Source organism: Nocardiopsis oceani, from assembly GCF_054777395.1.
Window position 1 is genome coordinate 61,985 of the sequence record NZ_BAAHAR010000044.1, and the last position, 11,842, is coordinate 73,826.

Consider the following 11,842-nt stretch of genomic DNA (forward strand, 5'->3'; position numbering starts at 1 on the left):
TCCCCGGGCTCACCCCCGCAGCTTGCGGGCGACCGCGGCCAGGTCGGCTGGCTCGCCGCCCATGATGAGAGCGGCGTGCTCGGTCACCGCCTCCACCGGCCAGTCCCACCACCGCGCCTCCAGCAGCAGCGCCACGCCCTCCTCGGAGAAGCGGCTCCGGACGTGCCGAGCCGGGTTGCCCCCGACCAGCGCGTAGGGCGCCACGTCCTTGGTGACGACGCTGTGCGCCGCCACGATCGCGCCGTCCCCGATGGCCACCCCGGGCATGATCGTCGCACCCCGGCCGATCCACACGTCGTTGCCGATCCGGGTGTCGGGCGGCGTCGGCGCCGACAGGTAGGTGTCCAGGGTCCGCTCGGCCCAGTCCCCGCCGAACATCGTGAAGGGATAGGTGGAGGGACCGATCGTGGGGTGGTTGCCCGCGGGCATCAGGATGGTGGCGCCGGGGGCGATGGCGCTGAACTTGCCGATGACCAGGCGTTGCGACCCGTAGTTGTACAGGACGCACGCCTCCTCGAACGGCACCCCGCTGCCCTGGTCGTCGTAGTAGGTGTACTCGCCCACCTCGATGAGATCGGAAGTCACCTGCGCCTTGAGGAACACCACGTTGGTCAGTTCCGGGCGGGTGGTGGGATGGACCTGGTTGGGGTCGGGTACGGGCACGGGACTCCTCGGGGTGGGCGGCAGTGCAGGAGTGCAGCGGGCGGGGCGGTTCCGTCTGGACGTGATCCGGTCAGGCCATGGTCTTGGACAGGTCCTTGACCACGGTGCGTTCGGGGACCAAGCGGACCAGGCGGGCGTCGTCGGCGAAGTAGCGGAAGTCCGGGTGCCAGGCGGTCTCGTCATCGCCCAGGTAGCGGCGCAGCTTGCGTCTGGCCAGCGCCGGGTCGAAGGGCACCACCTCGGCCTTGCCCCGCATGATCACCTGGAGGAACTCCATGGCTTCCAGGTCGCAGGTGTCCACCACCACGGCGGTGCGCGCATCGCGTTCCAGGTGCTTGGCCATCACCGCGTACTCACCGGTGATCCACCACAGGGCCCCTTCCTCCCACAGGAACCAGACCGGTCTGACCGTGGGCGCCCCGGCGGTGTTGGCGGTGGCCACCCGGGCGACCAGGGGGCGGGCGAGGAAGGCGTCGACGTCGAAGGGATGGGCGTGCTGGGCGCTGCTGGCGGTGTCAGTCACCATCTCAGGTTAGGTTCGGCGCCGCGGCGGGGAAAGCGGGTTTTCCGGGGCTGTGGACAACGCGCCCTGCCGGTAACCGAACGGCTAGAAGTGGCCGGTCAGGGCGCCCGCGTGGCTGACCTGGACCGTGTGGCTCACCCAGCCGCGGCCGGTGCGCTGGTGCAGGAGGAAGCCGGTGGGCTCGTGCACGTACCCCATGGGCTGTCCCGGGCTCATGCACAGCCCGCTCTGCCGGTAGGTGCTGGGCGCGGTCGTCAGGACACTGTTGCCGAAAGCCGTGCTGATCGGCCGGTGGACGTGGCCCGCCAGGACCCGGACGACGTTGGGGTGGCGGGCCACCGTCTCCTCCAGTGCCTCGCCGTCCTCGAGGCCGATGCCGTCCAGGAAGGGGATGCCGATGGGCGCCGGCGGATGGTGCACGCACACGAAGGCCGGTACGTCGGGGCGCCGGGCCAGCGCCGTGTCCAGCCAGGCCAGCTGGTCGTCGCCCAACCGTCCGGCGGGGGAGCCGGGCACGAGGGAGTCCAGTACCGCCAGGGTGGCTTCGGGGTGCTCGACGAGGTAGCGGGTGCTGCCGTACTCACCCAGGTACGGCGTGTGGCCGAGGGCGTCGCTCAGGGCCTCGCGGTCGTCGTGGTTGCCGGCGGCCACGTGCAGCGGGAGGGGGAAGCGGTCGATGATCTCGCTGAAGGCGGCGTACTCGTCCGGTTCGCCGCGGTCGACGAGGTCACCGGTGATGACGACGTAGTTCGGCCGGGGTTCCAGGGCCAGCACGCGGCTGAGCGCACGGTGCAGGCCGGTGGCCGGTTCGGCGGCCAGCGGACCCGCGGTGACGTGGGGGTCGCTGAGGTGGGCGATAGAGAGGGACATGCTGGCCACCGTGCCTCAACGCGGGGTTCAGCGGCAATGGGTCACGCCGAGGGCGTGGCGTAGGGATGCAGCGAAGTTGGGGAGGTGGTGGGCCGGGGGATCGGCCCACCACTCTCACCGGTCAGTGCGCTCGGGCAGGGGTCAGGCCCGAGGGGCTTCGGCGGCAATCAGGTGCGCAAAGGCGGTCCACTCGCTGGCCCCGACGGGCAGGAAACCCAGCTCGGGGTTCTGGGAGTCGCGGATAGCTGCACCGGTGGGCAGTTCCGCGACCTCCACGCAGTTATCCCCGCCGGAGGAGTAGGAGGACTTGCGGAAAGCGGGGGCCACCTGGGCAACCTCTACGCAGTTGTCGCCGCTGGTGGAGTAGGAGGACTTGCGGAACTCCAGCAACATGTTCAGGCTCGCTTGTCGTGTTCGGCGGCGATGGAACCAATGAGGTCGAGCGACCCCTGGGGGTCCAGCGCCAGGTTCTGGACGGCGTCGAAAATCAGTTCGTGCTGATCGAAGTAGTCGGCATCTTCAACGTATAGCGCTTCCACCACCGTGGGAATGGAGACTATGCCCGGCTCAGGCCTGGGGAAGTCAAAGAGCGTGAAGGCGCCGTCGACGGCAGGGTGGGCCCCTGCTGCATCCGGGATTGCCAGGACCGTCACCTTGTAGTGTGCTGCCAGGCCGGCCAGGAATCGCAGCTGATCAGCCATGATGGCGTATGAACCCACAACTTTGCGCAGCGCGGCCTCGTCTACGACAGCGGTAAGTCTCGGTCCCTGTGGTGCGTCCAGGACCGCACGGCGGGACATTCTCGACTCCACCTTGCGTTCAAGCTGCTCTATGGGAACTACTTGGCCAGCGTTAAAGATCGCTGCTGCGTAATCGGGTGTCTGCAACAGTCCCGGGATGACGACCGCCTCGTACGTCCGGATTCGGACGGCTTCAGCCTCAATGTCAGGCAGGGGTCCCGTAAATAGGTCCGCGTACTTGTGCCAATCGCTGCGCCCTCGGGCTTCCTCCGTCAAACTCAAAAGATGCGCGCGGTCGTCACCCTCCACCCCGTAGAGGTCGAGCAGGGTCTCGACCTCGTCGCGCTTGGGGAACTTCCACTCGTTGCGCTCGATACGGGTGAGCCGGGCACCCGAGGTCCATCCCATGCGCTTGGCCACGTCTGTGGCGGTGAACTCTCGCGCCTCTCGCAATCGCCGAAGCGCTGCCGACAGCCGACGCCGACGTACGCCTGGCGACTGGTTCGCGGTCACGTGGACACCCGCTTTCTCTGCTGTCTCGGTGATCCGATGGTAGCTCTCTCAGCTTCGCCAAAAAATCCTTGCTCGCAAGTTAAGTTTACTTGAAAAACTTGCGCACAAGAATCATACTGGAGCCAGTTGGGCACGCCTGTCCGGCGCTCACTCCTCTCGGCAAGGAGAAGACTCCATGGCGTCACCTGCCCGTGCCCGTAGCTCGAGCGAGGCCTACACCGAAGTCGTCCAGATCATCCAGGGTGGGGAACCCGACGAGGACGGCATACCGCTGGCCGGTCGGGTCTCCCCGTTCGCCCCGACCCTGCGGGACCGGTCCTGTGCCTGTACCTGCGCCCCGCTGCCGTACGGGTTCTGGGAGGACCTCGACCGCCTCAACCCCTACAACGCCCAGAGCGCCATCTGGCTGCGCGTCCTGGGCACGGCCCAAACGCCACCGCCGCTACCCGAAGGCGCGGAGCTCATCGACACGAGGCGGGTGACCTACGAGATCGGTTGAGACCCCGCGGCCCTGTGAGTCGGCGGTACCACCGCGCTTGGTGGTACCGCCCATTCGCACGGACGCGGGCAGCGGACCCGCAGGCACCGGAAAACCCGTTGGTCGCGGGGGAGCGGAGTAGCACAATGTCCGGATGGTCGATCGACACTTCTCCCAGCCGGTCCTCGCCGAGCTCTACGACTACTTCAGCTCCTGGCGGGTCTCCCCGCAGGACGACTTCTACCTCGACCTGGTGATGGACGCCCGCTCGGTCCTGGACGTGGGGTGCGGAACCGGCAAGCTCCACCGAGTGGCGCGCGAGCGCGGGCACACCGGGCGCCTGGTCGGGCTGGACCCGGCGGACGCGATGCTGGAGGTCGGCCGCCGCGACCGGGACGACATCGAATGGATCCTCGGCGACCTGGTCGCGGGCCCCTACGACGGGGAGGCCGAACCGCTGGGGGAGGGCGAGTTCGACCTGATCACCATGTCCGGGCACGCTTTCCAGGTATTCCTCACCGACGAGGAGCTGCGCGCCAACCTGGCCGCCCTTCGGCGGGCGCTCACCCCGCAGGGGCGGTTCGTGTTCGAAACCCGCAACCCGGGCGCGCGCGGTTGGGAGGCTTGGGACCCCGAGCGGGTGCGGACCGTGGACGGCCCCGGCGGGCAACCGGCCACCTGCGTGCACCGGCTGCGCGAGGTCGACGGTGACCTGGTCACCTTCACCTCCGACTACAGTCTCGAAGGCTGGTTCGAGCCCTTGGTCAGCCGCAGCACCCTGCGGTTCCTGAACGCCGAGCGCCTCAACGCCTTTCTCGCTGAGGCCGGGCTGGAGGTGAGCGCTCAGTACGGGTACTGGGACCGCATCCCGCTCACCGAGACGAGCGCGGAGATCATCACCTTCGCCCGCCCCGCCTGAGCAAGTGGTCCCGCTGGAGTTGCCGTGCTCGCGATACTGGGTCGTGCAGAGTCCTTGAGGAGGTGCCGGTGTTCTTCTTCTACAACAGCCGCTGGGGCTGCATGGTGTCGCTGCTGGTCTCAGCCGCCCTGACCTTGGTGCTACTGATCCTGCTGGGCTGGATCTGAGGCCGCGCGTCCGCGGAGCCGTCCGTGCGCCCCTGCTGACGAAAGGGGGCCCGTGGTCGTGGCGGCGCTCATCCGGGAACGCCGGGTAGGCCGTCGATGCTGGTGGCGTTCCTCTCGCGCCAGTACTCGTCGAAGAAGTCCTGGTCACTGCGCTCCTGGACCCGGTCCAGCACGTCTCGGTCGCCGCGCAGGTCCATCAGGGGGACGGAGAACCCGCAGGAGTCCGAGACGCGCTGGACGTCGACCACGATGATGGAGCGCTGCCCGATGGTGCGCTCCTTGGGGAAGTGCGCCCGCAGCGCCGCGAACTCCGGGTCGGCCACGAGGACGGCCCGCCCTTGGCCGTGCAGGCGGACGATGTTGGGCCGCCCCTCGAAGGCGCAGAACATCAGCACCACGCGGCCGTTCTCCCGCAGGTGGGCGATGGTCTCGGTGCCCGACCCGGTGTAATCGAGGTAGGCCACCCGGTGCTCGTCGAGGACCGCGAAGGTCCCGCTCATGCCCTTGGGGGAGATGTTGACGTGGCCGCCGGGATCCAGCGGCGCCGTTCCGACGAAGAACACCGGCTGGTCGAGGAGGAAACGCTCCATGCGGGCGTCGATGCCATCGTGGATTTTTCCCATGGCCGGAAGTCTGTCATGTGGGACCTGGCCCGTCACGGGGCTTTCGGGGCGCCCCGCCCCCGGAGGCAGGACCCCGCGGGTCAGGAAGGGCCGCCAGCACCGGCGTCGATCTGGCGCTGCATACCGTCGAGCAGGGCCTCGAGTCCGAACTGGAAGGTCTCCCAGGCCTCTTGCGCCAGGTAGGGCTCCTGCTGGTTCTCGTTGTCGAAGGCCCCGCTCTTGGCCATGAGCGTCAGGGTGGGGAAGCGCTCGTGGAAGTCCTCGGCCACCTCCTCCAGCTGGGCGGAGCGGGCGTACCACCACTCGTCCTCGGGGACCCCGGTGACGGCCTCGGCCTGGCGGGCCTCGGCGGCGGTGCGGACCATGCCGCGCACCAGGTTGACCAGGCTGCCGAAGGCGCTGCTGATGGCCTTGGGCTCCATCCCCGCGCGGTGGAGGATCGCGGCCAGGGACTCGAAGAGGCGGTACTCGTTGGGCCCCAGGACCGGCCGTGCCTGGGAGATGTCCAGACTCCACGGGTGGCGCAGGTAGAAGTCCCACAGGCGGGCGGACCAGTCCGAGGTGGCCTCGCGCCAGCCCGGGTGTTCCGCCTGTTCACCCCGGCCGGCGAGCTCGCCGACGGCGTGGTCGTACATGAGGTCGATGAGTTCGTTCTTGCTGGCCACGTAGGTGTACAGGGACATGGCGGTGCGGCCGAGCCGTTCGCCCACGGCGCGCATGGACAGGGCCTGCATGCCCTCGGAATCGGCGACGGCGATGGCGGTCTCCACCACCAGGTCCACGCTCAGTTCCGACTTGGGTCCGGGGCCGGTGCGCTCGGCCGGTTCGTGCTCGCGCCACAGCAGAGCCATGGAGCGGCGGGGGTCACCCTGCCCGGCGTAGATCACCACTTGCATCTCCTTACGGAATAAACTAATGTTCGCTGGCTGTTAGTTTACCGCATAAGGATTTCCCAGGATCTTGAGGAGCAGCTTGTCTTCCGTACCCACCACCATGGCGGACACCCACGACACCATCGAGGTCCGTGGGGCCAGGGAGAACAACCTCGACAACGTCTCCGTGGACATCCCCAAGCGCAGGCTGAGCGTCTTCACCGGCCTGTCCGGCTCCGGTAAGTCCTCGCTCGTCTTCGGCACCATCGCCGCCGAGTCCCAGCGGCTGATCAACGAAACCTACACGGCCTTCATCCAGTCCTTCATGCCGAGCACGGCCCGACCGGACGTGGACGCACTGCGCAACCTCAGCGCGGCGATCATCGTCGACCAGGAGCGGATGGGCGCCAACTCCCGGTCCACCGTGGGCACCGCCACCGACGCCCACGCCATGCTCCGCATCGTCTTCAGCCGCGTGGGCACCCCGCGCCTGGAGCCCTCCAGCGTCTTCAGCTTCAACAACTCCGAGGGCATGTGCCCCGAGTGCGAGGGCCTGGGCCGCACCAACCAGATGGACCTCGACGAGCTCTACGACCGCGACCTCTCCCTGAACGAGGGCGCCATCACCGTCCCCGGGTACGCGGTGGACCACTGGTACTGGCAGATCTTCGCGCACTCCGGGCTGCTGGACCCGGACAAGAAGCTGCGCGACTACACGGACCAGGAGTGGCACGACTTCCTGTACAAGCCGATCACCAAGGTCAAGGTCGGCACCAGCAACCTCACCTACGAGGGCCTGGTCCCCAAGATCAAGCGGACCTACCTGGCCAAGGACCGCGAGAAGATGCAGAGCACCATCGGCGCCTTCGTGGACCGTGCCGTGGTCTTCTCGGTCTGCCCCGAGTGCGAGGGTACCCGGCTCAACGCCGCCGCCCGCGAGGTGAAGGTCAGTGGGCGCACCATCACCGAGTGCGCGTCGATGCAGATCAGCGACCTGGCGGAGTTCGTTCGCGGGATCGATGAGCCCTCCGTCAAGCCGCTGGCCGACACCCTTAGCCACACCCTGGACTCCCTGGTGGAGGTGGGGCTGGGCTACCTGAGCCTGGACCGGGAATCGGGCACGCTCTCCGGCGGCGAGGCCCAGCGGGTCAAGATGGTCCGCCACCTGGGATCCAGCCTCAGCGACGTCACCTACGTCTTCGACGAACCCACCGTGGGCCTGCACCCGCACGACATCGAACGGATGAACAACCTCCTCATCAGCCTGCGCGAAAAGGGCAACACCGTGCTGGTGGTCGAACACAAACCGGAGACCATCGCCATCGCCGACCACGTCGTGGACCTGGGCCCGGGCGCCGGACCCACCGGCGGCACCGTCACCTACACCGGCGACGTCGCGGGGCTGCGCGCCTCGGACACGCTCACCGGGCGCCACCTCGACCACCGGGCCGCGCTGCGCGCGAGCGTGCGCACACCCGCCGGGGCCATCCCCATCCGCGGGGCGAACTCCCACAACCTCCAAGACGTGTCGGTGGACGTGCCCCTGGGGGTACTCACCGTCGTCACCGGGGTGGCCGGGTCGGGCAAGAGCTCGCTCATCCACGGGGCGCTGCCCGGCCGCGAGGACGTGGTGGTCGTCGACCAGTCGGCGATCCGGGGGTCCCGGCGGTCCAACCCGGCCACCTACACCGGGTTGCTCGACCCGATCCGTACCGCCTTCGCCCGCGCCAACAAGGTCAAGTCGTCCCTGTTCAGCGCGAACTCCGAGGGGGCCTGTCCCGAGTGCAAGGGCGCCGGGGTCATCTACACCGACCTGGCCATGATGGCCGGGGTCGCCTCCACCTGTGAGCAGTGCGAGGGACGCCGGTTCAAGGCCGAGGTGCTCGAACACAAGCTGCGCGGCAAGGACATCAGCCAGGTGCTGGCCATGTCCGTGGTGGAGGCGCGCGACTTCTTCACCACGGGCAACGCCCGCACCATCCTGGACCGCATGTACGACGTCGGCCTGGGCTATCTGGGGCTGGGGCAGCCGCTGACCACGCTCTCCGGAGGTGAGCGCCAGCGCCTGAAGCTGGCGATCTCCATGGCCAAGAAGGGCGCGGTGTACGTGCTCGACGAGCCCACCACCGGACTGCACCTGGCCGACGTGGACCGGCTGCTGGCCCTGCTGGACCGCTTGGTGGACGACGGGAACTCGGTGGTGGTGATCGAGCACCACCAGGCCGTCATGGCCCACGCCGACCACCTCATCGACCTCGGCCCGGGCGCCGGCCACGACGGCGGCCGCGTGGTCTTCGAGGGCACCCCTGCCGAACTGGTGGAGAAGGGTGAGTCCCTGACCGCCCGCCACCTGCGCACCTACCTGGGGCGGTAGCCAGGGAGCGGGTTCGTGCGGTCCCGGTGCGTCAGAGGGCAGGGACGGGCGGGCCGCCCGAAAAACCAGGGGCGGCCCGCCGGGTGCCCTGCCATGCTCACCGCATGCAGATCAGAGAAGCGCAACCGTCCGACTGGGACGCCATCTGGCCCTTCCTGAGCCGTATCGTCGCGGCGGGGGACACCTTCACCTATTCGTCGGACATGGATGAGAAGCAGGCCCATGACGGGTGGCTGCTGGCCGCCCCGGACCGGACGGTGGTCGCCGTGGACGAGGCCGGGACGGTTCTGGGCACGGCGAAGATGAACCAGAACCACATGGGCAACGCCTCGCACATCGCCTCGGCCAGCTACATGGTCGACCCCGCCCACTCCGGCCAAGGGGTGGGGCGTGCGCTGTGTGCGTACTCGTTGGAGTGGGCTCGCGCGCAGGGGTATAGGGCCATGCAGTTCAACGCGGTCGCGGCGACCAACACCCGCGCGGTAAGGCTGTACGAGTCCCTTGGCTTCGAGGTGGTGGGAACCCTCAAGGAGGGTTTCCGCCACCCCGAGCACGGCTTTGTGGGGCTGCACATCATGTACCGCCTGCTCTGAGCGCGGGCGGTGTTGGTGCGCCTGCCTGCCTCAGTAGTGTGCCGTCCTATGAGTGACACCGAGATCACCGCGGACCTGATCCGCGACCTTTTGCGGGAGCAACATCCCGACCTTGCTGGGCTGCCCATCCGTGAGGTACCGGGCGGCTGGGGCAACCAGATGTGGCGCCTGGGGGAGGACCTGGCCGTGCGCGTACAGCGCATGGACCCCACCCCGGAGCTCCAACTCAAGGAGCGGCGATGGCTCCCTGTGCTGGCGCCGAGCCTGCCGCTCCCCGTGCCGACCCCAGTGCGGTTCGGCGCGCCGTCCGAGCGCTTTGCCAAGCACTGGACCGTGATGACGTGGGTTCCCGGCGAACCGCTGGACCAAGGCTCGATCAGCCGCGGCGCCCACGCGGCCGACACCCTGGCGGGATTCCTCCAGGCGCTCCATGTCCAGGCGCCCGCCGAGGCGCCGATCGCCACCGGCCGCGGTGACCATCCCAAGGACTGCACGGACGGATTCGAGAACTTCTTCCAGGCCGTTCCCGACGACATCGCCGCTGACGTCCGGGCCGTGTGGGACGAGGCCGTCGCGACCCAGGCGTGGCAGGGCCCGCCGGTGTGGGTGCACGGCGACCTGCATCCCGCCAACGTCGTCGTCTCGGACGGAACACTCTCGGGCATCGTCGACTTCGGTGACCTGTTCGCCGGCGATCCAGCGTGGGACCTGGCCGCCGCATGGGTGCTGCTACCCGCGGGCACGGCCGCACGGTTCTTCGACGTATACGCGCGGGCGGATGAGGCGGCGATCCGGCGCGCCCGCGGGCTGGCCGCCATGAAGAGCCTCTTCCTGATGCTCATGGGGCAGAACGGGGACCGGGGTCTTGCCGGTGGCAAGCCGCACTGGGGACCCGCGGGTCGGGCAGCACTGGATCGTGTTCTGCAGGGTGTGTGACGCACGCTGGGTCGGAACCCGTTCGACTGGAGGAGTTCAGCCGGGGGCGAGGAGCTCGCGCACCAGCGCCGCACCCCACCAGCGTTCCACCCGCCCGGGTTCCCAACCGCGCTCGACCGTGAGCGTGGTGTAGACGTCGATGTTGCACAGGGCCGCGTAGACGTCGACGGCCGCGGGCACGTCCAACCCCTGCCGCAGTGTGCCCTTGGGCCAGGCGGACAGGACTTGGACGCGGGTCTGGTCGCCTTGGCGGCGGCCCTCCCGGTAGGCCTCGGCGAGTTCGGGGTGCGTGCGGCCCGCCTCGCGCACCAGGGTGATGACATCACCCGAGTGCTCGAACAGCCGCCGGTCGTAGGCTGCCATCGCCAGGAGCTCGCTTTCGGGGGTGGCCTCCGTGTCCTCCAGCTCCGCGAGCATGCGCTCCGCGTCGGCGGGCAGGTTGGCCGCCTCGGTCAGCGCCAGGAGCAGACCGGTCTTATTGCCGTAGGCCGCGTAGACGGTCGGCACCGAGACGCCTGCCTCGCGCGCCACCTCGCGCACGGTCGTGGCCAACCACCCGCGCGTGACGAAGAGTCGGCGGGCGGCGCGGGCGATCCCGGCCCTGGTCTCCTGTGCCTGTGCGGTGCGCCGCAGGGAGTCATAGCGCCGTCGCCCCGTTTCGGTACCCATCATCGCCTTCCGGATTTCCGTGTCATATATTCAATATATGACACATGTATCTAATAATAGCGCACCGCGTCTGCCTTTCACTCGGCTGGCCGGGATAGCGGCGATCGGCTTCGCCACCGTGATCGTCGCCGGGAACCTGATCACGGTCCCCGCCGGGTTTCCGCACGCGGGGTCCGACATCGAGGAAGCGGCCGCGTTCTTCGGCTCGCACGGGGACACGGTGGGCCTGGCCGCGATGCTGATCCCCACGGCCTGGGTGCTGGCGGTGCTGTTCGGCGCGGGGGTGTTCGCGGCCACCCGAAGCTCGGAGGGGGATCGCAACGAGGCCTGGTCCCTGGTGGGCCTGGCCGGGTTGGTCCTGCAGAACGCCGCCTTCTGCGGGGTCATCGCGATCCGCCTGGCCCTGGCCGCCACCGAGAGCGCGCCGCCCGCCCTGTGGGCGCTGCACGACTCCCTGTTCACCCTCAACGGCACCTTCCTGGCCCTGGCCCTGCTCGGCCTGTCCGTGAGCGGACTGCGCTCGGGTGTGATCGGCCGCTGGCACACGGGGCTCGGGTTGGTCTCGGCCGCCTTGTTGTTCGGGTCCGCCACGCTCACACCCTGGGTGATCGAGCATGGTGGACCCTGGGGGCAGGTGGGCTTGGCCGGTTGGCTGCTGTGGGTCGTCTGGATCGTCGCCTACGGGGTGGCCCTGGTCAGGTGGCGCGCACCGGGCGGCGGGCCGCGACCGCGGTGAGGACGCCGACCGCGCAGAGGGCCGCGAAACCGAAGAGCACCTAGATGAGTGAGTCCGATGTGTAAGCAGGTAGCGGACACAGCGAAGGGTGCCGCAGAGTCTTGGTGTGAAACGAGACCTGGACACCCTTCTGACCGCACTCTACGTCTTCTGCGACGACCACGTC

At 68.8% G+C, this 11,842-nt stretch carries 14 protein-coding genes; 6 read left to right on the forward strand and 8 right to left on the reverse strand.

Translation table 11 applies throughout. From position 1 onward, the window contains the following. Positions 1-9: 9 nt before the first annotated feature. The 5 genes from ACYVDG_RS24740 to ACYVDG_RS24760 all read right to left on the reverse strand — a co-directional run bounded on the left by ACYVDG_RS24740 (position 10) and on the right by ACYVDG_RS24760 (position 3,309). Positions 10-663 carry a CatB-related O-acetyltransferase gene (locus ACYVDG_RS24740; protein WP_460758264.1) on the reverse strand — a complete coding sequence of 218 codons (654 nt, stop codon included), beginning with the start codon at positions 661-663 and terminating at the stop codon, positions 10-12. A 70-nt stretch (positions 664-733) separates the two neighbouring features. Further along, positions 734-1,186: a pyridoxamine 5'-phosphate oxidase family protein gene (locus ACYVDG_RS24745; RefSeq protein ID WP_460758268.1), complete on the reverse strand. Its 453-nt coding sequence runs from the start codon at positions 1,184-1,186 to the stop codon at positions 734-736. Between the two features lie 84 nt (positions 1,187-1,270). Beyond that, a complete protein-coding gene (locus ACYVDG_RS24750; protein ID WP_460758270.1) occupies positions 1,271-2,056 on the reverse strand; it encodes a phosphodiesterase in 786 nt (261 codons plus the stop codon). A gap of 141 nt (positions 2,057-2,197) precedes the next feature. Then, the gene (locus ACYVDG_RS24755) at positions 2,198-2,449 is read right to left on the reverse strand and encodes a DUF397 domain-containing protein (RefSeq protein ID WP_460758274.1); all 252 of its coding nucleotides are present in this window, start codon (positions 2,447-2,449) and stop codon (positions 2,198-2,200) included. Between the two features lie 2 nt (positions 2,450-2,451). Further along, the gene (locus tag ACYVDG_RS24760; protein ID WP_460758277.1) at positions 2,452-3,309 is read right to left on the reverse strand and encodes a helix-turn-helix domain-containing protein; all 858 of its coding nucleotides are present in this window, start codon (positions 3,307-3,309) and stop codon (positions 2,452-2,454) included. Positions 3,310-3,484: 175 nt separating this feature from the next. On the opposite strand from ACYVDG_RS24760, the gene ACYVDG_RS24765 reads away from it, so the two are divergent. Then, positions 3,485-3,808 carry a hypothetical protein gene (locus tag ACYVDG_RS24765; RefSeq protein WP_460758280.1) on the forward strand — a complete coding sequence of 108 codons (324 nt, stop codon included), beginning with the start codon at positions 3,485-3,487 and terminating at the stop codon, positions 3,806-3,808. A 133-nt stretch (positions 3,809-3,941) separates the two neighbouring features. Continuing rightward, positions 3,942-4,706, forward strand: a complete 765-nt coding sequence (locus tag ACYVDG_RS24770) for a class I SAM-dependent methyltransferase (protein ID WP_460758284.1) — start codon at positions 3,942-3,944, stop codon at positions 4,704-4,706. A gap of 235 nt (positions 4,707-4,941) precedes the next feature. On the opposite strand, the gene ACYVDG_RS24775 is transcribed toward ACYVDG_RS24770, so the two are convergent. Further along, on the reverse strand, positions 4,942-5,496 hold the full coding sequence (locus ACYVDG_RS24775) for a pyridoxamine 5'-phosphate oxidase family protein (RefSeq protein WP_460758288.1): 555 nt from the start codon (positions 5,494-5,496) through the stop codon (positions 4,942-4,944). 80 nt (positions 5,497-5,576) lie between these two features. Then, positions 5,577-6,386, reverse strand: a complete 810-nt coding sequence (locus tag ACYVDG_RS24780) for a TetR/AcrR family transcriptional regulator (protein WP_460758291.1) — start codon at positions 6,384-6,386, stop codon at positions 5,577-5,579. 82 nt (positions 6,387-6,468) lie between these two features. Here ACYVDG_RS24780 and ACYVDG_RS24785 point away from each other — a divergent pair, with 82 nt between their 5' ends. The 3 genes from ACYVDG_RS24785 (at position 6,469) to ACYVDG_RS24795 (ending at position 10,271) form a co-directional block, all read left to right on the forward strand. Beyond that, positions 6,469-8,742: an ATP-binding cassette domain-containing protein gene (locus ACYVDG_RS24785; protein ID WP_460758294.1), complete on the forward strand. Its 2,274-nt coding sequence runs from the start codon at positions 6,469-6,471 to the stop codon at positions 8,740-8,742. A gap of 104 nt (positions 8,743-8,846) precedes the next feature. Further along, a complete protein-coding gene (locus ACYVDG_RS24790; RefSeq protein WP_460758296.1) occupies positions 8,847-9,335 on the forward strand; it encodes a GNAT family N-acetyltransferase in 489 nt (162 codons plus the stop codon). A gap of 48 nt (positions 9,336-9,383) precedes the next feature. Continuing rightward, entirely contained in the window at positions 9,384-10,271 is an 888-nt protein-coding gene (locus tag ACYVDG_RS24795) for an aminoglycoside phosphotransferase family protein (protein ID WP_460758300.1), read from the forward strand. 36 nt (positions 10,272-10,307) lie between these two features. Here the strand turns inward: ACYVDG_RS24795 and ACYVDG_RS24800 are convergent, their stop codons facing one another. Beyond that, positions 10,308-10,940, reverse strand: coding sequence for a TetR/AcrR family transcriptional regulator (locus ACYVDG_RS24800; protein ID WP_460758302.1), 633 nt, complete (start codon positions 10,938-10,940; stop codon positions 10,308-10,310). Positions 10,941-10,977: 37 nt separating this feature from the next. Between ACYVDG_RS24800 and ACYVDG_RS24805 the strand changes: the two genes are divergently transcribed. Next, positions 10,978-11,676 (forward strand): hypothetical protein, encoded by a 699-nt coding sequence (locus ACYVDG_RS24805; protein WP_460758305.1) that lies wholly within the window; start codon positions 10,978-10,980, stop codon positions 11,674-11,676. The last annotated feature ends 166 nt before the right edge of the window (positions 11,677-11,842 follow it).

What these genes read in the sequence shown, in the direction of transcription:
- ACYVDG_RS24750 (WP_460758270.1), bottom strand. Translation starts at nt 2,056, where the DNA reads ATGTCCCTCTCTATCGCCCACCTCAGCGACCCCCACGTCACCGCGGGT.
- ACYVDG_RS24755 (WP_460758274.1), bottom strand. Translation starts at nt 2,449, where the DNA reads ATGTTGCTGGAGTTCCGCAAGTCCTCCTACTCCACCAGCGGCGACAAC.
- ACYVDG_RS24765 (WP_460758280.1), top strand. Translation starts at nt 3,485, where the DNA reads ATGGCGTCACCTGCCCGTGCCCGTAGCTCGAGCGAGGCCTACACCGAA.
- ACYVDG_RS24770 (WP_460758284.1), top strand. Translation starts at nt 3,942, where the DNA reads ATGGTCGATCGACACTTCTCCCAGCCGGTCCTCGCCGAGCTCTACGAC.
- ACYVDG_RS24775 (WP_460758288.1), bottom strand. Translation starts at nt 5,496, where the DNA reads ATGGGAAAAATCCACGATGGCATCGACGCCCGCATGGAGCGTTTCCTC.
- ACYVDG_RS24790 (WP_460758296.1), top strand. Translation starts at nt 8,847, where the DNA reads ATGCAGATCAGAGAAGCGCAACCGTCCGACTGGGACGCCATCTGGCCC.
- ACYVDG_RS24795 (WP_460758300.1), top strand. Translation starts at nt 9,384, where the DNA reads ATGAGTGACACCGAGATCACCGCGGACCTGATCCGCGACCTTTTGCGG.
- ACYVDG_RS24800 (WP_460758302.1), bottom strand. Translation starts at nt 10,940, where the DNA reads ATGGGTACCGAAACGGGGCGACGGCGCTATGACTCCCTGCGGCGCACC.
- ACYVDG_RS24805 (WP_460758305.1), top strand. Translation starts at nt 10,978, where the DNA reads ATGACACATGTATCTAATAATAGCGCACCGCGTCTGCCTTTCACTCGG.